Origin of the sequence: Photobacterium sp. TLY01 (assembly GCF_021432065.1) — a bacterium.
In the GTDB taxonomy this organism is placed as follows: domain Bacteria; phylum Pseudomonadota; class Gammaproteobacteria; order Enterobacterales; family Vibrionaceae; genus Photobacterium; species Photobacterium halotolerans_A.
The window spans coordinates 1,407,498-1,431,902 of the sequence record NZ_CP090364.1 but is presented as its reverse complement, the minus strand read 5'-3'; the positions used below and the strand labels follow the sequence as shown (position 1 = coordinate 1,431,902).

Here is a 24,405-nt window from a genome sequence, read left to right as displayed (position 1 = left end):
CACTTACTCCACTGTTTGTTCCTGATAAAGGCTCAGCTCGATTTCACCGGCATCGGCCAGTTCACGAACCACTTGCATAATATCCTGTCGCGCCCTTTCGACCCGCGATAATGGCATCGCACCACGCATGGCCATTTCATCATCCAGCGAGTTGGCCATACGCTGCGGCATGGACTGTTTGATGGCCATTTGCAGCTTGAGCTCTGCCCCTTTCAGCGCTGTTGCCCACAAGTCGAGCGGGATTTCCTGGATCAGACGATCCATCGTGGCCTCACGCTGACGGGCAAGAATCACGAAGTCGAACATATTTTCTTCGATTTCACTGACCACTTTTTCGTCATGCAGTTTCAGCATTTCCATCAGCTGAGCACGATCACCCTCGAAGCGGTTAATAATGTCGGCAGCCTGTTTGGCCCCCAGTACCGATGCGCCCTGACCGCCCGAAACCTGCTGAATACAGCGATCAATCAGCTGATGCAGATCTTTGGCAATCTCATGATCGATTTCGCTCAGACGGGCCACGCGGTAAATCAGTTCATCATGCTGTTCTGATGGCAGTTTCGCCAGCACCTGAGACGAGGTTTCCGGTGGCAGATAAGCCAGGAAAATGGCCTGCATCTGTGGGTGTTCCTGACTGATAAATTTTGCGATGACGTCGGTATCGACCCACTGCAGACGCTGCATGTTATTTCGCAGCTCGTCACCATAAATGCTGTTCAGTACGCCTTTGGCAAGATCATTGCCCAGGGCTTTCGACAGCGTATTCGACAGATAATCTTTCGACGCGCCGCGGATACCACTGTGGTCACGGAAATCATCGAAAAACCGCTGAATCACGACCTTGGCGTTCTCACTTTTGATACCAGTGAGTTTTGCCATGGAGCGGGTCACACGCTGGACTTCATCGCGTGAGAAATAACGCAGAACCTGAGCGGCTGCATCTTCTCCCATGCCCAGCAAAACCAGCGCTGTTTTATCCACGCTGCTCAACGTTTGCATGTCTGCCGGATTAGTTGTCTCGGTTGTGCTCATTTCCATTTACCCATTGTTTGAGGACTTCAGCAACGCGCTGTGGTTCTTCGCTGGCAATTAATGTCAGATGTTTCAGCTGGATGTGCAGCGGCGAACCGGAAGGCGGCAGCATCATTTCAGCATCGGCATCCAGCCCGTTGGTGGTATGGCTCAGGCCTCTGTCGGACAGACGTCGATTGAGTTCATTCTCTTGCGCCTGTTCATCCAGCTCTTTGCTGAGAATATTGTCAGGCAAGCTTGCAATATCCATTTCCTGACGCGCTTTATCGACGCCGGTCAGGTGGCGAATCAAAGGACGCAGGACAAAAAAGATCATCGCCAGTCCCAGCACGCCGCCGATGATGTAACGCAATGGCTGCTGCAGCGCGGTATCCTGCCACCAGGGCATCGGCGCAACCGGCTCAATGTTCACGGGCGTAAAGTTAAAGCTCATCAGGCTCAGGCTGTCTCCACGCTCGGCATTCAGACCGACCGCTTCAGAGATCATCTGGCTGATTTCGGCTTTCTGCGCCTCATCCCAGGCGGTACCATCGGGTGCGACCGCATTGTTCAGCAAGACCGATACATTCAGTTTTCTGATTTGCCCCTGCTGGTACTGGGTATGTCGGACACTGCTGCCCAGGGCATACTGACGATTCACTTCAGAGCGCTCGCTGGTGTTCTTCGGTGCTTCCGCATCGCCCTCTTCTTCCACAGTCGGAGGCTGATTACTCAGAGAGCCCGGTACCCCTAAAGCGATTTTATCGGTGGAGTTGTTCTCAATACTGTGTTCTGAACGAACGACCGGATTGTCATCCACCATTTCACGGGTTTCTTCAATGCGGCTGAAATCCAGATCGGCCGCAACCTGCACCCGGAAGTTACTCGGGCCCAGCACCGGCGTCAGCATATCTGAAGCACGCTGAATGACCTGCTTCTCCAGATTCTTCTGATACTCCAGGTATTTGGTGTTCATCCGGCCGGAGGTTTCTGAGCCGATGTCTGCGCTCAGTAAACGACCGAACTGATCCACCACAGAGACGTGCTCTGCCGTCATACCGGTCACACTGCCCGACACCAGATTGACGATTGCTTCGACCTGTTCAGGTTTGAGATCTTCACCCGGCTTCAGCTCCACCATCACAGAGGCCGTGGTCTTCTCTGTATTCTGGCGCACAAACAAGGTTTGACGGGGAATTGCCAGATGCACACGGGCATTATTGACGGCATTGAGGGAAATAATGGTACGGGCCAGCTCACCTTCAAGACCGTGGCGGTAACGGGCGGTTTCCATAAACTGGCTGGTTCCCAGCGCCGAATCGGTCTGCAGGGTTTCTAACCCGGTCGGCAGTTTGGCTTTCACGCCTTTGGCAGCCAGCAACATACGCACTTCAGCGACTCTGCCGTCTTCGACCAGCACCTGGCCGTTGGTTTCCTGTAAGCGGTATGGAATGCCTTCCGCTTCGAGTACCGAGATAATCTCGCTGGTATCAAAACGTTCCTGCTGGCTGTAGAGCGGACGATAGCTTTGCGTTGAAGTCCAGAGTGCAACCACAATGATGGCAGCCACCACAGCCGCCAGCGCGGCAGACAAGACAAGATTACGCTGGCTGCTGTACCAGGCGTTCTTCGCCCGGTTTAACAAAGAATTATCAGATGCGGTCAGTTCCGCCGCTGTTGCTTGAGTAATCATGGTCATAATTTATACCGGCATTTTCATTACATCTTCAAACGCACCGACCACTTTGTTTCTGACCTGCATCAAGGCAGAAAAAGACAAACTGGCCTTCTGACTGGCAATCATGGCGCCAACCAGATCATCACTTTTCCCGGTTTCAACCGCCGTCATTTTCGCACTCGCCGCAGCCTGATGGCCGTTGACCAGATCAAGCACTTGCGTCATGGCTGAAGAGAAAGCCAGAGGTTTCACCTGCTGGTCTAACGGATTGGCTTTCACAGTGATGTCCTGTTCAGCCTGAGCTTGCATGAGCTGCATTTTATCCAGCATTAATTGCTGGGCGGTGGTGGTCTGCGTCAGATTCGTCGCAAGCATATTTGTGTCTCCTGATCGTTAGGCTGCTGAGCCAATTTGCGAAATATCAATGCCTTGCTCACGCATTGCCGCCAATTTGTAACGTAAAGCCCTTGTCGTCACACCCAGCGCTTTCGCTGTGAGTGTTCGGTTACCCTCATGCTGTTTCAGCACGTCCAGCACATACTGGTATTCGGCCTGTTTCTTCGCGCCGATATGGCCCTGCTCTGTTCCTGCGCTGCCCGCCGATGCCGGCATATATTCAGGTTTGATCGCCTGAATCTTGCTGCTGTCGACCGGCAACATCAGATCCTGGGCCGTCACAAAGTCGCCGTGTCTCATCACCAGTGCACGCTGGATCACGTTTTCCAGCTCGCGAATATTGCCCGGCCAGTGGTACTGCATCATCATTTGCTGAGCATCCCCGGAAAGCTGGCAGGCACTGCCTTGCTGATATTTATCGATAAAATAATCGGCCAGCGGAAGAATATCCTCAGGGCGCTCGCGAAGCGGTGGCCAGTGCAGCGGTAACACATCCAGACGGTAATAAAGATCTTCCCGGAAAACGCCTTCCTGCACCGCAACGCGCAGATCTTTGTTGGTGGCAGCGATCACCCGGATATCAAGCTTGATGGTTTTATGGCTGCCCACACGCTCCACTTCGCGCTCTTGCAGCACACGCAGTAATTTGGCTTGCAGCGCCGGCGACATTTCGGCAATTTCATCCAGTAAGATGGTGCCGCCGTTCGCTTCTTCGAACTTGCCGCTCTGGCTGCCGGTTGCCCCGGTAAAGGCCCCTTTGACATGACCAAATAACACAGCTTCAAGCATGGATTCCGGGATAGCGGCACAGTTCACCGCAACAAACGGCATTTTGCTGCGCGGTGACTGCTGGTGAACATAGCGCGCCAGCACTTCTTTGCCTGTCCCTGATTCGCCGGTGATCAGAACACTGGCATGGGTACAGGCTGCACGATGGGCCAGCTGCAGAATCTGCTTACTGCGCCAGGATTCCGCCACGATGTCAGACATGGGTTTTTGCAGCGCTTCTACCCGGGCAATCAGGCTCAGCAACTGGCTGGGCTCGAATGGCTTTAACAGGTAATCGGTCGCACCGGCTTTCATCGCTTCCGCCGCCAGCAAGCCTTCGTGCTGGTCCACAATCGCAATGGCAATCCGGCGCTGCTGGGTATCAGCAACAGTCTGGCTGTAACGGACCCATTCGGTCAGTGACATATCCGGCAGCGCGGAACTGACCAGGGTGATCGCCGCCTGGCGTGATTGCAAACCGGCTTTGCCTGAAGTCAGATAATCTACCTGATAGCCCGCCTGCTCCAGCACCTGAATCACTTGCTGAGCCTGCTGCCTGTCCGGTTCAATGAACTGAATTGTCTTCGTAATCATTACTGAACCCTGCTTTCATCATTGTTGCCAGCACGCATCACACGGACTGTTACCCGACGATTAAGTGACTGTCCTTTCGCTGTGTCATTATTCGCGATCGGATAGCGGGAACCATGTGCCCTGATTTGAATCAGGCCGTCTTTCACACCGGCTTCCCGGAGAAAACTGGCCACATCATCGGCACGGACTTTGGAGACCTGAACATTACCCAGCGTTGAACCGACATTATCGGTATGGCCGTCAATTAGCACCTGATTGACTGAGGTATCCAGGCGAATATATTCAGCCAGATTTAACAGCGTGGCTTTTTGCTCAGCCGTAACGGTTCGCTGGCCCAACTCAAACTGGAACACCATATCGCGAGCCTGCTTGTACGACATCGCCGGTAAGCGAGAACGGCAGCGCGTGAAATCAGCCAATGCCGGCGCCATATTGACACTCGACAACAACAGGTCGACCGGGGTGTTATTGTTCTGATAAATCATTGCCACCCGCGCCCACTGACCGGCTGTCATACCATCCAGCAGTGCATCTACTGCCTGAGTGAACTTCACTGTTGACGGGCTGATCTGCTTACCCGGACTCAGTGATGTCTGCTTGGGTGTCACGACCCAAGGACCATCCTGCAGATAGAGACCTGCAGACTGAAACTGAACCACAGGACGCAGCGGCTTCACTTCCAGCGTCAGCGTTTCTCCTGCATCTGCAATAAAGCTCACCTGACCAAAATTATTCACCTGCTGATTTAATGAACAGTGAAACTTGTCGCCTTGGTATTTCCACTCGACAAGATCCATCGGTGTTGAAACAAGCTTTGCTTCAACTGAGCCTGCCGCAAGAGCAATAAATAAGAATGTGTATTTCTTAATAAATGAAATGTACATTTTTACCCTTCTCAGATTTTGGAAAAAACCAAAATTCATTTCTAATCATAATATCCAACCTAGCCACAAAATATTAAACAGCCAAATTGGTTTTGTTGTTTATATATTTTTTGTTTCTTGCTCAAAATCACCTTTAATAAATAAAAGTGATCTTGATTCAATTTATATTTGACGCCAACCTGACACGAAATTGACACCTTATCGACATCCTACCAGTCGGAATGGTTTTTTTGATATGGCTTCAAAAACAGCTACTTGTGGCGTAAAAAACCTATAAAACACTGAGCATTTCAAAGGCGGCCATAAAAGTCTCATCAATTCATATATAAGAAAACCCTATAAATGAAGATATAATCAACATGTGGACTAATGTCACAAATTCAAAATCAATAACTAAAACACAGGAAATAGCTCAGGCTAGACTTAGCGAAACTAATAGTGGTTTTACCAAAATAGAAGTAAATTAAATTCGCAACCGTTAATAAGTTGCATATGAGTTCTGACGGATATGCCAATATGAAAAAAATTGAGTTAAACAGTGCTCAACATTTCCCCACACTGAACGTTGAACATTTAGGGCGCCCAATCCATGTCATCCGGGAAGAATTGCAGAAAATCTTTTCGCAGGCAGATTCGTCAATTACCCAGGATTTACAACGCTGGGTAAAAGACAAAAATCTGACCATTAAACTGGCTGACATTCAACTATCCAGCCGGGATGCCACTGAGCAAAGCAGCCATGCCTCTGTTATCCGGCATGAAGCTGGCGGGCTAATCGAAGCGCAACTGGATACCCGGTTGTTGCTGGCGCTGTCAGATAAGTTTTACAACGCCGATATCGATCGCAGCGATACCAGCTACGCGCATTCCTCGCTGACGGCCAGTGACCTGCGCCTTCAGCAGCGATTACTCCAGCGGTTCTGCTCACTGATGGCCGATGAAAAGGCGTGGGAGCTGACAGACGATGCCATCCATTACGGGGTTGGCTTACTGGCCACGTTTACCGTGACTTATCGAAAAAAAGTGGCCGAATTCCGACTGTATTTCGACGAAAGCATGCTTCAGGTGCTGATGGATGACATGGCATTTCAGACCAATCATCAACTGAGCGATGATTTCAGGCTTGCGCTGGAAAATACGCCGGTTCAGCTTCACGCTACGCTTTGCCAGAAAAAAATGCCGCTGGATGATGTACTTAAACTGCGCCCTGATGATGTGCTGAACATTGATCTGCTCACCAATGTCCCTGTGCGTATCGGACAGGAACATTTATTTAACGGATGCGTGGCTGATAAAGACGGCCAGCTCGTTCTGATTCTTAAAGATAAATAACACGATGACAGGATTGAAACATGACTGATATGAATGAGATGACAGACGTAAACGCATTCAGCGAAGACGATCTGAACTTTGATGACCTGGATTTGGACCAGCTGGATGATGACATTGAGCCTGCACAGAACGCTGCCAGCTCGCCCTTTATCCCTTTCGATGACGTGCCGGCTCGCGATATCAACTTCTTCAAAAAAATTCCCGTGACGGTCACGCTGGAAGTCTCCAGTACTGAAGTGTCGCTGGGTGAGCTGATGAAAGCCGGCGAAGGCAGCGTGATTGAGCTGGATAAACTGAACGGTGAGCCACTGGATGTCAAAGTTAATGGATCGCTGATGGGCCATGCCGAAGTCGTTGTGGTGAATGATAAATATGGTCTGCGCCTGATCGACATCGTGGATTCGCCGCTTAACTCCGTGGAATCCTGATGATGCTCCGCAGTACCTGTTTCCGAGTAGCCCGCGCAGGCGGGCTATGTATCACCGGTTTTCTCGTCTTTCTTCTGTTTTCACATCCGGTATTTGCAGCGGAAAGCGGTGGCCTGACGCTGATGACAGTGTCTGATGGGGCCGCCAATCAGGAATACAGCGTCAAGCTGCAGGTGCTGCTCTTAATGACGGCGCTGAGCTTCTTGCCTGCTTTCCTGCTGATGGCCACCAGCTTTACCCGGATTATCATCGTTCTGGCCATCTTGCGTCAGGCACTCGGTTTGCAGCAAAGCCCGCCGAACCGGGTGCTGGTCGGCATCGCGCTGGCGTTAACCTTGCTCATCATGCGTCCGGTGTGGACAGACGTCTATGAACACGCTTTTAAGCCTTATGACGCAGGCCAGATGACACTGATGGATGCCTTTGCAGTTGCAGAAAAACCCGTCAAAGATTTCATGCTCAAGCAAACCCAGCAAAGTTCGCTCGAACAGATGCTGCACATTGCCAATGAGCCCATGAATCAAAACGCTGAAGATCTGTCTTTTGCAGTTGTGTTACCCGCTTTTGTTATCAGTGAGCTGAAAACGGCATTCCAGATTGGTTTCATGTTGTTTATTCCCTTCCTGATTATCGACCTGGTGGTTGCCAGCGTCTTGATGGCGATGGGGATGATGATGCTGTCACCCCTGATCATTTCGTTGCCGTTCAAGCTGGTTATCTTCGTGCTGGCAGATGGCTGGGCGATGACGGTTGGCACACTCTCAGCCAGTTTCGGGTAGGAGAACATCATGACACCGGAACTCGCTGTTACCCTGTTTTCAGATGCCGTGTGGATGATCATCACCATCGTCACTGTACTGGTCATTCCGGGGCTGCTTGTCGGCCTGCTCATTGCTGTGTTTCAGGCGGCAACACAGATTAATGAACAAACCCTGAGTTTTCTTCCGCGTTTATTGGTCACCCTGCTGATGGTCATTTTCGCCGGCCACTGGATGATCCGAAAACTCGTCGACCTGTTCACTTATCTGTTCCATAACATTCCGGGAATGATTGGCTGATGGATCTGACATTCGCGCAAATCACAGCCTGGCTGGGGCAAGTCTGGTGGCCTTTTTTCCGCCTCGGTGCGGCGCTCGTGGCCATGCCCTTTTTTGGCGACGGCGCTATACCGATTTGGATCAGACTGCTTTTTGCCCTGTCGATCAGCATTCTGATTGCACCGCTGATGCCGGCAATGCCAGCTGTCGATCCCCTTTCCCTTAAAGCATTGGTGCTCGCCTTCGAGCAAGCGATCTGGGGAGTGTTCTTCGGATTTATCATTCACCTGTTGTTCAACACCATGACCATGCTCGGGCAGATTGTCTCGATGCAGATGGGCCTGAGCATGGCGATCATGAATGACCCGGTGAACGGCATGTCTGTCGCCCTGCTCGGTCGCCTGTTCCTGATGTTCAGCACCTTGCTTTTTCTGGCACTGGACGGCCATCTGATCGTGATTGATATTCTGGTCCAGAGCTTTCATGTCTGGCCTGTAGGTTCAGGTATCAGTGAAGCGACGCTGCACCAGATTATGTCCATGGTCGGCTGGATGTTCGCCTCGGCACTGGCGCTGGCCTTACCTGCCATCGTTTCCATGCTGCTCGCCAATATCAGTTTTGGCGTCATGAACCGGGCCGCACCCAGCCTGAACGTGTACGCCTTAGGCTTTCCGATGACCATGCTTTTGGGCCTGTTCAGTATTCTCATTGCTATCAGCGGTGTACCCAGCCGCTATACCCAGTTTGTGCATACCACCTTGCAGGAGCTGACCTATTATGTTGCAGGAAACGGCCTATGAGTGACCAGAGTACGCAGGACAAAACAGAAAAAGCCACGCCCCAGAAAATCCGTAAAGCCAGAGAGCAGGGGCAGATCCCACGGGCCAAAGATCTCACCGCCGCGGTGATTTTTATCGTTGTGGTGTATTTTTTCTCGGTTCAGCTTGAGGCCATCTGGGATGCGCTCAGCGGTGTGTTCCGCTTCAACATGCAACTGACCCGCGAAGATCTGCAGTCACCCTGGCAAGGCATTGAACATATGGGGCAAAGCCTGGCGATTTTGATCGAGCTGCTGCTGCCTTTGTTTGCGGTGATACTGATAGCGGCTATCGCGGGCAGTCTGCTGCTGGGCGGCTGGCTGTTCTACCCTGCCGGTGTGCTGCCCAAATTGTCGAAGATCAGCCCGATTGCCGGCATCAAACGTATGTTTTCGGTACGCTCGCTGGTTGAACTGCTGAAATCAACCCTCAAAGTGACCGTTATCTTCTTATTGTTATACCTCTATCTCGACGATCATCTGGCTGAGTTGATGGCGATGCAGAGCCTGCCTTTACGTCAGGGGGTTGTCGCCGTCATGAGTATCCTTTTTCATGGCGTGCTGCTGATGGGCGTTGCGCTGATCATTTTTGGCTTGCTTGATGTGCCCTACCAACGCTGGGAACACTTAAAACAGCTGAAAATGACCAAACAGGAAACCAAAGAAGAATACAAAAACAACGAAGGCCGGCCGGAAGTCAAACAACGGATCCGCCAGATTCAGCAGCAGTTCGCGCGACGTAAAGTGGAAAAAACCGTCCCTCAGGCGGATGTGGTCATTACCAACCCAACCCATTATGCCGTTGCCATCAAATATGATCCGGCTCTGTACGATGCTCCTTTTGTGGTTGCCAAAGGGGTCGATGAAATGGCCCTGCATATTCAGCGCATTGCCCGTGAAAACAAGGTGGAAATACTGAATTCTCCGCCCCTGACGCGGGCGATTTACCATACCACTCAGCTGGAACAGGCGGTGCCGAACCAGCTGTATATCGCCGTGGCACACATTCTGACTTATGTCATGCAGCTGAAAGCTTTCCGTTCCGGGAAAGGCGGCAAACCACAGGCATTACCGACTTTTGCGATTCCACGCCACTTACAGTATTAAGGCAGGAGAGAGATCAAACCCATGTTAAACAGGCTACCTAAACTGAACCATTTAAAGCGCAGCACGATCAGCATACCGCTTGCGCTGCTCATGATACTGGCCATGGTCATGCTGCCTCTGCCTCCTATGCTGCTGGACGCCATGTTCACCTTCAACATCGTGCTGGCGATCATGGTGCTGCTGGTCAGTACCACGGCAAAGCGGCCGCTGGATTTTTCTATCTTCCCGACCATTTTGCTGGTCGCGACACTGTTGCGTCTGACCCTGAACGTGGCGTCAACCCGGGTCGTTCTGCTTGAAGGTCACAACGGCGGCGATGCAGCCGGTAAAGTCATTCAGGCCTTTGGTGAAGTGGTGATCGGCGGTAACTATGTCGTCGGTATGGTGGTGTTTGTCATTCTGATGATCATCAACTTTGTGGTGATCACCAAAGGGGGCGAGCGTATTTCAGAAGTCGCAGCCCGATTCACCCTGGACGCCCTGCCGGGCAAACAAATGGCCATTGATGCCGATTTGAACGCCGGTCTGATCGATCAGGAACGCGCGAAACAGCGCCGGAAAGAAATTGCGAACGAAGCTGATTTCTACGGTTCAATGGACGGTGCGTCAAAGTTTGTCCGTGGTGATGCCATCGCCGGTCTGCTGATTCTGTTCATCAATATTATTGGTGGTATCAGTATCGGCGTGTTCGAATACGGCATGACAGGCGCTGATGCGTTCAAAACTTTCGCTCTGCTGACGATTGGTGATGGCCTGGTTGCCCAGATCCCGTCCCTGCTGCTGGCCACCTCTGCGGCGATTATCGTGACGCGTGTTAATGACAGCGATGATGATATGGCTGAGTCGATGCGCAATCAGCTGCTGGCAACCCCTGCCACTCTGTTCACCGCAGCGGCGATTATGGCGATTGTCGGCAGTGTACCGGGCATGCCGCATCTGGCGTTCTATGCCTTCGCTGCTGTCCTGGCCTATTCCGGCTGGCGGCAACTCAAATCGCCCACTCATGACGATCAACTGGAACAGGTTGAACAACTTGGCTATGCCATGCGCCGTGAAAGCGAGCAGGTACTGGCCTGGGATGATATTCCGCATGTTCAGAGCCTGTCGCTGCACCTGGGTTTCCGCCTGGTTCATCTGGTCAATAAAGATCAGGGTGCCCCGCTGTCGCAGCGGATCCGTGGCATTCGTAAAACCCTGTCTGAGCAAGTGGGCTATCTGTTGCCCGAAGTCAGTATTCAGGACAACCTCAGCCTGCGTCCCAATCAGTACACCATTGCCGTTCAGGGCGAAATCGTCGAACAGGGTGAAATTGAACCGGATCGCCTGATGGCCATTGCTGTGGGTGAAACCTATGGTGATATTGACGGCATCCTGGGGACAGACCCGGCCTATCAGTTACCGGCCGTCTGGATTGAGCCCGGCGATAAAGCCAAAGCACTGAATATGGGTTACCAGGTTATTGATGATGCCACCGTCATTGCGACGCACCTGAGCAAAGTGATGAAAAACAACCTGGCCGATCTGTTCACGCACGACGATGTTGACAACATGCTCCACCGCTTGTCGCTGCAGGCCCCGAAACTGGCCGAGGCACTGGGCAATGTCATGACACCGGCGCAACAACTCAAGGTGTTCCGTCAGTTGTTACAGGATCAGGTGCCGGTCAAAGACATCCGCACCATTGCCAACACCATGCTCGACAGCGCGGAAAACACCAAAGATCCGATTTTGCTGGCCGCTGATGTACGATGCAGCTTACGCCGCACTTTGGTCAATCTGATCAACGGTGACCGCAAAGACCTGAATGTGTATACCTTGTCTGATGACCTGGAGCAGATTTTGCTGAAATCTCTGCAACAGGCACAATCAAACGGCCAGGTCATGCTGGACAGTTTTCCGGTGGAACCCAATATTCTCCAGCAATTCCAGCAAAACCTGCCATTAGTCAAACAGCAGCTGAAGCAGCAAAATCTGCCCCCGGTTCTGCTGGTGATGCCACAACTTCGGCCACTTCTGTCACGTTATGCGCGTACATTTGCACAAGGTCTGGCGGTCTTGTCATATAATGAGATTCCAGAACACAAGCAAATTAATGTGGTAGGAAACCTTGGCTAAGTTGTTTACCGATGCCGCGTTAGGCGAGCATGCACGCGGGCTGCTGATTCAGGCGGCCCGGACTCCGGATGATCACATTCTGCTTGAGGCCATGCAGCACAATGATATCCGTCATGTCTGTCAGCCGATCAGACACACAGAAACCAACGAGGTCACATTCCAGCACCTCACTTTACGGTTCGGCAGCAATAACGAACAAAGTGTCTACCGTTTCGATCTGTCTGAAGAAATGCGTTATGCACTGGATCTGTTCGGGCTGCTGCTGGCGGTCAGGCACATCAAATTTCAGCAGGAAACCATTCATGCCAGCCTGATCAATCCGCTGGTCGTTCCCCTGCAGGTGGAAACCTTACTGAAATGGGAACCCGGCCAGCATTTTCTGTCTTCTCTGTTTGAACATCATCACCAGGCGATGCGGGACGTGGTGCCCTGCATTCAGCTGTTCCAGCCCGGTTTGGATTCAGAGCAACTGGGCCAATTGCTGGGCTGGTTACACGGTGTCTGTCCGGCTTACTGGGTTGATATCAGGCTGCCAACCGCCTATCTCCCTCTGCTGGAGCGGTATTCGCCGGCAGCCATTAAAATTGCCCAGTTCAATGAAGACGCGACATTTAAGCAAGGTTTGCTGCCGGTCATCCGCTTTTTAAGACAATGCCATGTCGAGTTTGTCGCCGGACGGGTTGCCACTCAGTACGATCTGGTTCGTTTTCGCCGTCTTGGTGCAGGGTATTATTTCGGGTACATCAGCGACATCCCCACCTCTTTTTCGGCACCGAGAAAATTTAAACTCGTTCAATAGACACTCAAACGATTCTTTTCAGCGCGAGTATTGACCACGCCAGCACTTCAGCTGGCGTTTTTCTTTCTGACCTTGCCCGCCAATGATTGAATCTCGATCACATCGCTTTGCTCCCGCTTAACTGGCTCTTTTCTGAATCTTTCACTCATTCAGCTGTAGACCATTTACTCTAACCAGCACCTTAGCTGATTATTTCATCGCCAGGTTTAATAAGATTGAAACCTCAGACCATGGCTTTTACCGCTGAAAACGATGAATTCAGCAAATTTTTCAAAATTTATTTTAGCATTCCATATAAAAATCAAGTTATTGATTTTGAATTAATTTTTATCATTTTAACCAGAAAAAAAACCGCTAAACATCAAGATAAAATCATTTTTTTTCACTTTTCTGATTAATGTTCTCAGAGCCTCTTCCGCCTCATATTAGCGAGTAGGAATAACGGCCACACAGAACAACAAACTGATTTGTGTGCCGATATAAACCAATATAAAGAAGCAATACTTAGGAGAATTTTCATGGCTCTATCAATGCACACCAACTACGCATCTCTGGTTACGCAAAACACCCTGAACGGCACAGGTAACATGCTGAACAAAGCCATGGAGCGTCTGGCGACTGGCTACCGTATTAACTCTGCCGCTGATGACGCAGCTGGTCTGCAAATTTCCAGCCGTCTGGAAGCTCAAACTCGCAGTATGTCTGTTGCACAGCGTAACGCACAAGATGGCATCTCTATGCTGCAAACAGCTGAAGGTGCCATGGATGAGATGACAAACATTGGCTATCGTATGAACGATCTTGCTACGCAAGCTGCCAATGGTACTAACTCAGATTCAGATTTAGCTGCTTTGACAAGTGAATTCCAGCAACTGGGCGCAGAGCTGGAAAACATTATTGCTAACACTAACTTTGGTGGACAAAACCTGCTGGATGCGGGCGGTGCACTGGCTACAGGCTTTACGCTGCAAATCGGCTCAACAACCAATGAGACACTGGCTGTAGGTGGCGCAACCCCGACTGTTAGTGGTTCTACTATCACCGCTGATATCACAGCAATCAAAACTTTTGCTACTGCAGCTAAAGCGATTGACTTTACAGCTGCTGGTGCAGGTGATAGCCCTCAAAATATGATGGATGCCCTGACAAGCAACTCTGACTCAACAGGTGCTGCTGTCGGTACAGCTGCAGATGGCGGTGTGCTAGGTCTGCTGGGCTCTACCCGTGCGACTCTGGGTGCCAACATCAACCGTCTGGAACACACCATCACTAACCTGGGCAACATGGTTGAGAATACCTCAGCTTCTAAAGGCCGTATCACTGATACTGACTTTGCAATTGAAACCTCTAACATGACCAAGAACCAGATGCTGATGCAGGCCGGTACTTCTGTACTGTCTCAAACGAACCAGCTGTCTGGCATGGCAATGTCTCTGCTGCGCTAATCAACGGATTAGTCTCAGATACCTAGCCAAAGTCACTCCAATGTTCAAAGCCCCGATGTTCGGGGCTTTTTTTGTCTCCTGCCCCTGAACGTCCCCCTGAACGATATTGGCGCTTTTCCCCTAGAAGGACAGGCATATTACGAAGCAGCACCCTGACAAGGACAGACACATTAAGAAAAAGACAACCTCATCAATTTCATGCTTTTCATACCTGACCCGAAATTCTGAACTTATCCCTTTCGTCTACGATCAAATACAGATACTGTAAATCCATCCAGTACAAATCAATCATTACCAATGACAACAGCACGCAGTCAACTCATTCATGTAGAAGCAACGCCTTATTACCATTGTATTTCTCGTTGTGTTCGGCGTTCATTTCTGTGCGGGTATGACGAACTGACCCAAACCAGCTATGAACACAGGCGAGCATGGGTCGAAAAACGCTTGAAACGAATTGCTACCGTATTCTGTGTGGATATTTGTGCTTACGCCATCATGAGCAATCATTACCATGTCGTTCTGCATATCAACAAAGAGCAGGCCTATCGCTTATCGAATCACGAAGTCATTGAGCGATGGCTCACCTTACATCGTGCTCCCGTGCTGGTTCAGCGATTCTTAAACAGCGAAAGCTTATCTGAGACCGAGCAAAAAGCCTGCCTGACCCTCATCCAGACCTGGCGGGAAAGACTCTGTTCCATCAGTTGGTTCATGCGTTTGCTCAATCAATACATAGCAAGTGCGGCCAATCGTGAAGATAACTGCACGGGCCACTTTTGGGAAGGACGCTTCAAAAGCCAGGCGCTGTTGGATGAAAAAGCCTTGGCTGCTGCGATGGCATACGTTGATCTCAACCCCATCCGAGCCGGTATTGCAGCCACACCAGAAACCTCCCGTTTCACATCGGTCAGAGCACGTATAAAATCGTTGCGTAAAGAGCAGGTCACGGCCCCATCACTTTTTCCCTTCGCCGGTAATCCGAGCGATGCTACGCCAGAAGGACTACCATTTTACCTGGCAGATTATCTTGAACTGGTTGACTGGACAGGACGTCAAATCAGGGGAGATACATCCGGACACATCCAATCAGCCCAACTTTCTATTCTTGAGCGGCTGGGCATTGAGGCCGGGGCGTGGCTAACAGTTTGTACCAGGATAGAAAAATGTACTCTCGTTGGTTCTGATGCTGCAATTCAAACCGCACTCCTCCTGTTTAACAGACAGCGACGAACCGCCTTACAAATTCCATAATCTATGCACGCCACTCCGTCTCCTCTTCATACAACATACTGAACGTAATGCGTACGATCTCGCTCTCCTGAAAGCCATGCCAGCAACAAAAATCCACTGTAACTAACAAAAAACACGGTAACTCAGCACCTTAAAGTCACTTTGGCAGCTACTTGGTAGCATCAAGACCAAATCAGACCTGTGACCAGAAGCGACGATCAAAAAGGACCGATCAAAAAGGACCGTCCTTCTACTGCTGCTAGTTGAGATGTCTGTCCCTTTAATTCCTAACTAGCGTTGCATAGCTCGCAAAATTGAAATCTAATATCAATCCATATCAACAATATATTTCTCCATATCTATCCTAAATTTCTGCGTATAACGTCAATTAAAGACAGTTACTAAGAAGTTTATTATGAAGACTCCTTTCCCAGACGGCGCTAAATTCCTTATTGATAATTTTATGACAACCCTGCGTTACACACTGATGCAAAAGGATAATTTCGCTTTTCCTTCAAACTGGCCTACGTTTTGTTGGTTTCATAACAATCTCCAGGGAGGAGAAAATGAAAAACACAACAACGTATTTGGCTTTACTCATTTCAGCAGTCTGCTCTCAGGCGTATGCCGAAGACAAAGTCTGGATTTCCATCGGGTCGGATGCCAGCCAGACAGTGAAATCTGTCATGCAGCACAAAGCACAAGCTTTATTACCAGAATCATTGGCCAGCAGCGGGCCAGTGTGGGTAGGACAAGTGGACTACAGCCAGCTGGCTGAGTTATCGCACCACATGCACGAGGACCATCAGCGCTGCGGCGGTTACATGGTTCATTCTTCGGCGGAAAGTGCCATTGCCGCCAGTAATATGCCGCAGTCACTCGCTACTTTTTCGATGCCAGTGATCAGCCAGCAAGACACAGTCAACGCCTGGCTGCCTCAGGTCAACTCACAGGCGATTACCGGTACAATTACTTCACTGACCAGCTTCATCAACCGTTTTTATACCACCACTTCCGGTGCGCAGGCATCGGACTGGCTGGCCAGTGAATGGCGTTCGTTGAGCGCGTCACTGCCCAATGCAAGCGTCAAGCAAGTGTCGCACTTTGGTTACAACCAGAAATCGGTTGTCTTTACGATAACAGGCTCAGAAAAACCGGATGAATGAATCGTACTGGGCGGTCACCTGGACTCCACCATCGGCTCTCACACCAATGAGCAGAGTATTGCGCCCGGCGCCGATGACGATGCATCCGGCATTGCCAGCGTCACGGAAATTATTCGCGTGCTGTCGGAAAACAATTTCCAGCCGAAACGCAGCATTGCCGTTATGGCTTATGCTGCGGAAGAAGTGGGATTACGTGGATCTCAGGATCTGGCCAACCAATATAAAGCGGAAAGCAAAAAGGTTATCTCTGCGCTGCAGCTGGACATGACCAACTATCAGGGCTCGGTAGAAGATATTGTGTTTATCACGGATTACACAGACAGCAATCTGACCACCTTTCTCAGCCAGCTGGTTGACGAGTATCTGCCAAGTTTAACCTACGGGTTCGACACCTGCGGCTATGCCTGTTCAGATCACGCTTCATGGCATAAAGCCGGGTTTTCTGCTGCCATGCCCTTTGAAGCAAAATTCAATGACTACAACCCGATGATTCACACACCAAACGACACACTACAGAACTCAGATCCCACCGGTTCTCATGCGGTGAAGTTCACCAAGCTGGGCCTCGCCTACGCCATTGAAATGGCCAATGCCACAGGCGGAACCCCGCCGCCGACAGGTAACGTGCTCAAAGATGGCGAACCAGTGAACGGATTGTCCGGTGCAACAGGCAGTCAGGTGCGGTATAGCTTCGAACTGCCAGCACAGAAAACACTGCAAATTAGTACATCCGGCGGTTCGGGGGATGTCGATTTGTATGTGACGTTTGGCTCGGAGGCCAGCAAACAAAACTGGGATTGCCGACCGTACCGGAACGGGAATAACGAAGTCTGTACCTTTGCCGGGGCAACCCCAGGCACATACTCTATTATGCTGGATGGCTATCGCCAATTCTCTGGTGTAACACTTGAAGCCTCTACTCAGTAGTCTGCACTGACATACCAGTATCAGGGGGGGATGTTTCCCCCTGATATTTTAACCGCACCAAAGTTACCGGAATCTATCGGGTTTCCGGTTCTTAATTGTTAACGCTCTCCCCGTCCCTGTTTTCCCGTTGCGCTTCTTAATGACCCCAACCGATTCGCCGCCCTACTTCATAGGGATTGTTGCATCGATCACAAGATGATCCTGCAAAGCGAATTGGCTTTACCTGTCTATTTTCTGCTGAAACGGAGCAGTTTCCGTCTGGAAGCAATCACTGTCAGACGGAAGATAAAGCGGAAACCTGATCGGAAATCTTGCTTCCGCTTTGTGAGGAAAAACCATGACAACCCTAATCATTTCAATCAATTAATATAGTGGCACACTAATTGCTTTAGTAGTCCTAAATATAGGAGTTTTTCCATGAGTTCCATCGATCCGATCAGTATGGCAACACAGCTGGCCACCTATGAGGTTCAGCCATTTGAGCAACGCTATCAGACACAGTCTAACAAGTACCAAAGCCAGATTTTGGCCTATGGCAAAATTGAAACTGCCCTACGGACATTCCGGACTGCAGTCGAAGAGATGAATGGTCTGAATGACAGCGTTGTCAAGAATGGGGCCACTTTCTCACAGGAAGGCAATATCAGTGCCAGTGTCGATGCCAGTGCACTGGCAGGTGAATATCAGATCTTTGTTGAACAAGTTGCGGCCTCGCATCAGATGGGGATTGATCTAGGCGCCGGCACCACAGCCGACAGTGCCATTCCAGCCACAGGCAGCATGGTCATCTCGATGGATGGCAATACCATGACCCTTGATCTGACAACCGTGGACACAGACAACGATGGCACTGCAACCCTTCAGGAACTGGCTGCCGCCATCAACAATGATGAAAACAACCCCGGAGTGAACGCCAGTTTAGTTCGTGCCAACGGCGAAACCCATTTCATGTTATCCGGCAAGGAAACCGGTGTCGCCAATACAGTGTCCGTCAGCGTGACGGGGACAGGTGATGCAAACTTCGAAAATGCCTTTGCCAACAGCACGGATATCAGCACACCGAAAGATGCAGTGATCTGGTTGGGTGCAGAAGGTACAGGCCTGAAACTGACCAACAGCGCCAATACCTTTGAGGGTGTGATTGACGGCGTTGATCTGACCGTTTCTAAAGCACAAACCAGTGGTGATCAGCCCATCGGCATCACTGTAGGCGCTGATAAAGAAGCCACTACTGAGCAATTGAACAAGATGGTCGATGCATATAACGCGCTGATGACTGAAATTGATAAATACACCAAAACTGGCTCTGAAGATGAAAAGCGTGGCGTGCTGGCCGGTGACGGGACGATTCGGTCTCTGGAAAACCAGATCAGCAGTATCTTCCGTCAGTCATACAACGGCCAGAGCTTGTTTTCGGTGGGAATCAATTTTGATCGTAATGGCAAGTTGACAATCGACAATGACAAGTTCGAAGCCGCCCAGGCAGCCGATCCGGCCGCACTGAGTGAGATGTTCAACGGGACCGATCAAGTTTTCGATTCACTGGAAGCTGCAATTAAACCGTATCTGTCCTTCTCGGATGGTGTCTTCAAAAGCCGTAAAGACAGCCTTCAGCAAAACATCGGCCGTATAGATGACAAGCTGTCTAATCTCGAGCGTAAATACCAGATGACATACGACCGTTATCTTGCCCAATTCACTCAGATGAACCAGCTGATGACACAAATGAATCAAACAAGCAGTTTATTCGCAATTTAAAGGAGCGACCCATGCTAATGCAAAACTCGGGCTTTGATTCGTATCAAAGCGTCGATCTGGATGCCCAGGCCGCATCAGCAAACCCTCACCAGTTGGTGATCATGTTGATTGACGGCCTGATGGATGAAATCGTCCGGGTCAAAGGTCATATCGAATCCAAGCGTCTGGAAGCCAAAGGAAAAGGCATCAGTAAGTGCATGAACATCCTGATTGGCCTCGACAGTGCACTGGATGTAGAAGCGGGCGGCGAACTGGCGGCCAATCTTCACGACCTTTACGAGTTTTGCATCAGCGAGCTCTTTAAGGCCAGCTCCCACAACAAAATCGAGCATCTGGTGACCGTCGAAAACGTCATGACAAATGTCCGTGAAGGATGGGAAGGTTTTGGTCAGCATGCCTAACATCACCCTGAGCCAGCTTGTGGCTCTCAGGCAGCACCTTGACCGTACCGTGGCTGAGAGCGACTGGGATCGCCTTCAGCAACTTGACCAGACGTTACAAAAAGTACTGCGGAACCTGAAAGGCACGCAGCTTACTGAAGATTATCTTCAGGCGCTTGCCCATCTGAAAAACAGTCATCAGACAGCCATCGCTGCAGTCAATGCAGCGAAAGAGCAGTTACAGCAAGACATGAATGCCGTCGGTGAAGGAAAAGAAGGACTTCTGGCATATCAAATGGCCATGAATATGGAGCTTTAATGAACACGATTGTCTCACATTCCAAACTGGCTAACGGTGACAGCGAGTCGCCGGACAAACTGTCCGGCAAAGTCAAACCGGCCAATGATGGCACTGTCTCCAGCTTCGGCGACACGCTGCAGTCCAATGCCGCCACTGAATCACAGGAAGCCACCATTGCCGAGACCATTGATACGGCCGACTCTGCCTCGCACCCAGCGCAGTACACGGATAACAATCCGGCACTGTCTCCGGCAGCTGCGGCGGACATCATTGCCAATCTGCTGGCCCAGGCCGAGAAGCAGCTTGGCGCAAACTCGGCAACCAATACCGGGATGCCCGGAGCGGCTGTCAGTACTGCAGAAAGCGCCATGTCAGCGTCCGGGAATACCGGCATGCGAGAAACGCGCTTAATGGCATCCGGCACAGGTACAACACCGGCCATGTTGACTGACAGCCAGACCAACGGCGCGCAACCGGGTGACAACGCACGATTGACCGCCCTGCTGCAGCAACGCGGCCAGTCGCCGGTTCAGCTTGATCCCGCGTTTTCCGGATCGTTTGAAAACCGAGCCGCAGGTGCAGCACCTTCTTTGCAAACGCTGATCGCAGGATTGTCTGCAGACGGTGCGGCGAATTCCGCTCCTGTGCAATCCGCCTCATCCCAACAGGCCCCTAACGCTGCGGCTCCTGTGGAATGGGCCAGCGTTAAATTGCCTCAGGGCCAGCAGGGTAAATGGGGAGAACAAATGATTCAGGTGCTGCAGGACAGAGTACAAATGCAGGCCAGCCAGAATTTGCAGGAAGCACGCATTCGACTGGATCCACCGGATCTGGGCAAGCTGGATTTAACCGTTCGTCTGGATGGTGATCGCCTCAATGTACAAATCCACGCCAGCCAGTCTGCCGTCCGAGATGCGCTGGTTCAGGTATCCGAGCGATTGAGAGCGGAGTTACAAGAACAAAACTTTGTTCATGTTGATGTCAATGTCGGCGATGGCCGTCAGGGTCAGCAACAAGCGCAAGCTGAAGAAGACTCACAACCCGTTATTTTTGCCAACAATCAGGCTGATGACAGCCAGATAACAACAACAGATTCAGGCCATTGGTTATCCACCAGAGCCTGATGAGGAGCCATTTACATGTCCCAGCGTAATCTCGTCTTGATCATTATCATCATGCTGATCACCAGCGTACTGGTCGCAGCGGCCAGTGTTGGCGGTACCCTTTGGTACGTCAAAAGTCATCAGGGCGAAGGCGGTGCCAGTTTCAGTCTCCCCTTCAGCCAACCTGAGAATGTCGATCCTGTATTCCATCCATTGGAAAAACTGGTTCTGTCGGTGAAAGGCGAGCGTCAGACGCACTTCATCATGATGGAACTGGCGCTGGAAACACGGAATGCGGAAGCAATTGAAGGGATTGATAACTATATGCCAGTTGTCCGTAATGCCCTGCTCAAACTCTTCAGCAATAAAACCTATGAGCAACTGCAGAACCAGCGGACGATTGAAGAGCTTCAGGATGAAGTCAAAGGGACGTTACTGAACGCTTTCAGTCAGACACGTTATGCCCGCGCCATCGACAATGTATTGCTGACCAAATATGTGATTCAGTGAGGCGCCTATGCTAGATATCAACCCGACTGAAGAGTACGAAAACAAACACGACACCGGGCGTAACAGCCCGGCCGTGAACGAAGATAAGCTGATCCGTGATCATCTGATCTTAGTCAAACGTGTTGTCAATCAGCTACGCAGTCATGTCAGCACCCACTGCAGTCTGGAAGATATGCAGCAAATTGGTCTGATGGGACTGCTCGAAGCAGGCCGTCGTTACGGTAACGTGGAAGACCCGAATTTTCCGTCGTTTGCCGTATGCAGGATCCGCGGTTCCATTCTCGACGAGCTGCGCCGTCTTGACTGGCGCTCGCGCCAAACCCGTCAACAGGCCCATGAGCTGAATGACGTAACCCGCGACTTAATGAAAAAACTCGGCCGCCAGCCATCTGAGGCCGAAATCATCGCAGCCCTGGGGACTGACCAGGCCGACTATCTGCAGCGTCTGAACGCGTCCATGGCCAGCGAAATGCAAAGCCTGGATCAATTGCTTGAAAGCGGTTCTGATTTCTCGATGAACCATGATGGCGGCGAGTCGGTTCGTCATGAACATATCCGCCGGACCCTGTCTGCCGCGCTTGGCAAGCTCAAGCCACGCGAACAGCTGCTGCTGACCCTGTTCTATCAACATGATATGAACCTGCACGAAATTGCACTGGTGCTCAACCTGACACCGCCTCGTGTATGCCAGCTTCATAAGCAGGCTCTGAAACAACTGAATCAATATCTTTGCTGATAGGAGCAAACTGACATGCAAAAATTTACCGGCGCAATCGTCATTCTGTTGTGTGTTTTCGGCGGTTACCTATGGGCCGGCGGTACGTTGATGGCCATCTGGCAACCGGCTGAAATTCTCATTATTACCGGTGCCGCACTGGGTTCTATCATCATCGGTAACCCACCGCATGTGATTCGTGAAATGCGGATTCAGCTTCGTCAGATCATGAAGCCGCGCAAAAACGAACAAGAATATTACATGCAGCTGATGGGTCTGATGCAACTCCTGCTGGAAACCATACGCAACGGCGGTTTCAAGTCACTGGACAGTCACATTGAAGATTCTCAGAACAGCGAGATTTTTGAACGTTACCCGCTGGTCAAAGACGACAGCCACCTGGTGGCTTTCATTACCGATAACCTGCGTTTAATGGCCATGGGCCAGATGTCTCCCCATGAGCTCGAAGCCCTGCTGGAGCAGGAAATCATGGCTATTGAAGACGATCTTCTGCTGCCTTCACGTTCACTGCACCGCACTGCTGAGGCCCTGCCTGGCTTCGGGATTCTGGCGGCTGTGATGGGCATCATTATCACCATGCAGTTCATCGACGGTTCTATTGCGCAAATTGGCTATAAAGTTGCCGCCGCGCTCGTTGGCACCTTCCTCGGTATTTTCGGTTGTTACTGTGTGCTTGACCCGGCCAGTAATGCCATGTCGCAACGAGTGAAGCGTGATATGACCGCCTTTGAATGTGTCCGCGCCACGCTGGTTGCTTATGTGGCCAAAAAACCGACCCTGTTGGCGATAGATGCTGGCCGTAAACACATTCAGCTCGATGTGAAGCCAAGCTTCAATGACATGGAAAAATGGCTGTCTGAGCAGGAGGCATAATGCAACGGCACGATCAGATCATCATCAAACGAGCACGCCGGAACTCGTATGAAGCAGGTCATGGCGGGGCATGGAAAGTCGCATTTGCCGACTTCATGATAGCCCTGATGGCGCTGTTTCTGGTGCTGTGGATCCTGGCCATTGTCGACAAAACAGAGCGTAAAGCGATCGTGGCTTATCTCAACAGCTCCAGTTTATTCGACCAGGGTTCTGGGAATCCTTTTAATACGTCCACCAGCCTGTCGCCGATTGATCTGGGTGGTGAAGCAGCAGACCTCAGCTCGCACGATGCTGCTGTGACTGTTACCTCCTTCTACGACGGTAATGGCGATGGTTCGCAAACCGATGCGCTGGTTCAGGGCACGTATGAAACGCAGGAGCAGCTGAAAGTGCTGGCGCAAGTGGTTGAAGAGCTTGCAAAACAGGTTTCAGCGGAAGGCAATGTGCATGTCGATGTGACACCCCAGGGGCTGCGGATCGTCTTGCAGGACGACTTCCGCCAGAACATGTTCCACCGGGGCAGCAGTGAACTGACACCTTTCTTTGAAGATTTATTGCTGGCACTGGCCCCTATCTTCCATAAAATTCAGAATCCGCTGATTATCAGTGGCCACACGGATGCAGTTCGTTACAGCGGCACCTTCAGCGAAAAGTCGAACTGGGAACTGTCCGCTTCACGCGCCAACGTTGCTCGTCAGACCCTGATCGCTGGCGGTGCACCTGAAAACCATGTGTTGCAGGTTGCCGGCATGGCAGACCGCGCGCCTCTGAATCCTGAAGAACCGGAAGCCAGTGAAAACCGGCGCATTGAACTGTTTGTCCTCACTTCCGTGGCAGCACGTATGGTGGAAACACTGTTCAAAGGGGCACCAAGCCACGATGATGGCCCGGTGTTACAGCAGGCCCGTGAGAAAGCGGAATTCAATCAGCCTGTGATTCGTCAGGACTACATCAAGGCGTCTTAGTGTATAAAACCGGCAAAGGGGTTATCCCTTTGCCGCCCGGAG

The 24,405-nt window shown here is 51.0% G+C and carries 23 protein-coding genes and 1 pseudogene; 19 read left to right on the top strand and 5 right to left on the bottom strand.

Annotated features, from left to right (window positions below):
- Nucleotides 1–3 precede the first annotated feature (3 nt).
- The 5 genes from LN341_RS07050 to LN341_RS07030 are packed head-to-tail and all read right to left on the bottom strand — an operon-like array spanning nucleotide 4 to nucleotide 5,331.
- Nucleotides 4–1,032, bottom strand: a complete 1,029-nt coding sequence (locus tag LN341_RS07050) for a flagellar motor switch protein FliG (RefSeq protein WP_046220719.1) — start codon at nucleotides 1,030–1,032, stop codon at nucleotides 4–6.
- Nucleotides 1,010–2,710 carry a flagellar basal-body MS-ring/collar protein FliF gene (gene fliF, locus LN341_RS07045; protein ID WP_200896196.1) on the bottom strand — a complete coding sequence of 567 codons (1,701 nt, stop codon included), beginning with the start codon at nucleotides 2,708–2,710 and terminating at the stop codon, nucleotides 1,010–1,012. Before fliF ends, LN341_RS07050 begins: the two co-directional genes overlap by 23 nt.
- A gap of 3 nt (nucleotides 2,711–2,713) precedes the next feature.
- A complete protein-coding gene (fliE, locus tag LN341_RS07040) occupies nucleotides 2,714–3,064 on the bottom strand; it encodes a flagellar hook-basal body complex protein FliE (RefSeq protein ID WP_046220720.1) in 351 nt (116 codons plus the stop codon).
- A gap of 18 nt (nucleotides 3,065–3,082) precedes the next feature.
- Nucleotides 3,083–4,447 (bottom strand): sigma-54 dependent transcriptional regulator, encoded by a 1,365-nt coding sequence (locus LN341_RS07035; RefSeq protein ID WP_046220721.1) that lies wholly within the window; start codon nucleotides 4,445–4,447, stop codon nucleotides 3,083–3,085.
- The gene (locus tag LN341_RS07030) at nucleotides 4,447–5,331 is read right to left on the bottom strand and encodes an OmpA family protein (protein ID WP_052729972.1); all 885 of its coding nucleotides are present in this window, start codon (nucleotides 5,329–5,331) and stop codon (nucleotides 4,447–4,449) included. Before LN341_RS07030 ends, LN341_RS07035 begins: the two co-directional genes overlap by 1 nt.
- Nucleotides 5,332–5,847: 516 nt before the next feature.
- On the opposite strand from LN341_RS07030, the gene LN341_RS07025 reads away from it, so the two are divergent.
- The 19 genes and pseudogenes from LN341_RS07025 (at nucleotide 5,848) to LN341_RS06935 (ending at nucleotide 24,363) form a co-directional block, all read left to right on the top strand.
- Nucleotides 5,848–6,663, top strand: coding sequence for a FliM/FliN family flagellar motor switch protein (locus LN341_RS07025; protein WP_234204528.1), 816 nt, complete (start codon nucleotides 5,848–5,850; stop codon nucleotides 6,661–6,663).
- Between the two features lie 29 nt (nucleotides 6,664–6,692).
- The gene (fliN, locus tag LN341_RS07020; RefSeq protein ID WP_046220778.1) at nucleotides 6,693–7,091 is read left to right on the top strand and encodes a flagellar motor switch protein FliN; all 399 of its coding nucleotides are present in this window, start codon (nucleotides 6,693–6,695) and stop codon (nucleotides 7,089–7,091) included.
- 2 nt (nucleotides 7,092–7,093) lie between these two features.
- Nucleotides 7,094–7,870, top strand: a complete 777-nt coding sequence (fliP, locus tag LN341_RS07015; protein ID WP_046220779.1) for a flagellar type III secretion system pore protein FliP — start codon at nucleotides 7,094–7,096, stop codon at nucleotides 7,868–7,870.
- 9 nt (nucleotides 7,871–7,879) lie between these two features.
- Entirely contained in the window at nucleotides 7,880–8,149 is a 270-nt protein-coding gene (fliQ, locus tag LN341_RS07010) for a flagellar biosynthesis protein FliQ (protein ID WP_027252354.1), read from the top strand.
- The gene (gene fliR / locus LN341_RS07005) at nucleotides 8,149–8,928 is read left to right on the top strand and encodes a flagellar biosynthetic protein FliR (protein ID WP_046220723.1); all 780 of its coding nucleotides are present in this window, start codon (nucleotides 8,149–8,151) and stop codon (nucleotides 8,926–8,928) included. Before fliQ ends, fliR begins: the two co-directional genes overlap by 1 nt.
- Nucleotides 8,925–10,052 carry a flagellar biosynthesis protein FlhB gene (gene flhB / locus LN341_RS07000; RefSeq protein WP_234204526.1) on the top strand — a complete coding sequence of 376 codons (1,128 nt, stop codon included), beginning with the start codon at nucleotides 8,925–8,927 and terminating at the stop codon, nucleotides 10,050–10,052. Before fliR ends, flhB begins: the two co-directional genes overlap by 4 nt.
- 21 nt (nucleotides 10,053–10,073) lie before the next feature.
- Entirely contained in the window at nucleotides 10,074–12,167 is a 2,094-nt protein-coding gene (gene flhA / locus LN341_RS06995) for a flagellar biosynthesis protein FlhA (protein ID WP_046220725.1), read from the top strand.
- Entirely contained in the window at nucleotides 12,160–12,966 is an 807-nt protein-coding gene (locus LN341_RS06990) for a hypothetical protein (protein ID WP_234204524.1), read from the top strand. Before flhA ends, LN341_RS06990 begins: the two co-directional genes overlap by 8 nt.
- Before the next feature lie 518 nt (nucleotides 12,967–13,484).
- The gene (gene lafA / locus LN341_RS06985) at nucleotides 13,485–14,411 is read left to right on the top strand and encodes a lateral flagellin LafA (protein ID WP_234204523.1); all 927 of its coding nucleotides are present in this window, start codon (nucleotides 13,485–13,487) and stop codon (nucleotides 14,409–14,411) included.
- A 297-nt stretch (nucleotides 14,412–14,708) separates the two neighbouring features.
- Nucleotides 14,709–15,665, top strand: coding sequence for a transposase (locus LN341_RS06980; protein WP_234204515.1), 957 nt, complete (start codon nucleotides 14,709–14,711; stop codon nucleotides 15,663–15,665).
- Nucleotides 15,666–16,210: 545 nt separating this feature from the next.
- Nucleotides 16,211–17,737 (top strand): annotated as a pseudogene (locus tag LN341_RS06975) (M28 family metallopeptidase).
- Between the two features lie 417 nt (nucleotides 17,738–18,154).
- Nucleotides 18,155–19,495: a flagellar filament capping protein FliD gene (gene fliD / locus LN341_RS06970; RefSeq protein ID WP_234204514.1), complete on the top strand. Its 1,341-nt coding sequence runs from the start codon at nucleotides 18,155–18,157 to the stop codon at nucleotides 19,493–19,495.
- Between the two features lie 11 nt (nucleotides 19,496–19,506).
- Nucleotides 19,507–19,896 carry a flagellar export chaperone FliS gene (gene fliS, locus LN341_RS06965; protein ID WP_234204513.1) on the top strand — a complete coding sequence of 130 codons (390 nt, stop codon included), beginning with the start codon at nucleotides 19,507–19,509 and terminating at the stop codon, nucleotides 19,894–19,896.
- On the top strand, nucleotides 19,889–20,194 hold the full coding sequence (locus LN341_RS06960; RefSeq protein ID WP_052729973.1) for a hypothetical protein: 306 nt from the start codon (nucleotides 19,889–19,891) through the stop codon (nucleotides 20,192–20,194). The genes fliS and LN341_RS06960 overlap by 8 nt, the downstream gene beginning before the upstream one ends.
- Entirely contained in the window at nucleotides 20,194–21,300 is a 1,107-nt protein-coding gene (locus tag LN341_RS06955; RefSeq protein ID WP_234204512.1) for a flagellar hook-length control protein FliK, read from the top strand. Before LN341_RS06960 ends, LN341_RS06955 begins: the two co-directional genes overlap by 1 nt.
- 15 nt (nucleotides 21,301–21,315) lie before the next feature.
- On the top strand, nucleotides 21,316–21,789 hold the full coding sequence (gene fliL, locus LN341_RS06950; RefSeq protein WP_046220732.1) for a flagellar basal body-associated protein FliL: 474 nt from the start codon (nucleotides 21,316–21,318) through the stop codon (nucleotides 21,787–21,789).
- A 7-nt stretch (nucleotides 21,790–21,796) separates the two neighbouring features.
- Nucleotides 21,797–22,525, top strand: coding sequence for a FliA/WhiG family RNA polymerase sigma factor (locus LN341_RS06945; protein ID WP_046220733.1), 729 nt, complete (start codon nucleotides 21,797–21,799; stop codon nucleotides 22,523–22,525).
- A gap of 15 nt (nucleotides 22,526–22,540) precedes the next feature.
- On the top strand, nucleotides 22,541–23,398 hold the full coding sequence (gene motA, locus LN341_RS06940) for a flagellar motor stator protein MotA (protein WP_234204511.1): 858 nt from the start codon (nucleotides 22,541–22,543) through the stop codon (nucleotides 23,396–23,398).
- Nucleotides 23,398–24,363 (top strand): flagellar motor protein MotB, encoded by a 966-nt coding sequence (locus LN341_RS06935; protein ID WP_234204510.1) that lies wholly within the window; start codon nucleotides 23,398–23,400, stop codon nucleotides 24,361–24,363. The genes motA and LN341_RS06935 overlap by 1 nt, the downstream gene beginning before the upstream one ends.
- Nucleotides 24,364–24,405 lie beyond the last annotated feature (42 nt).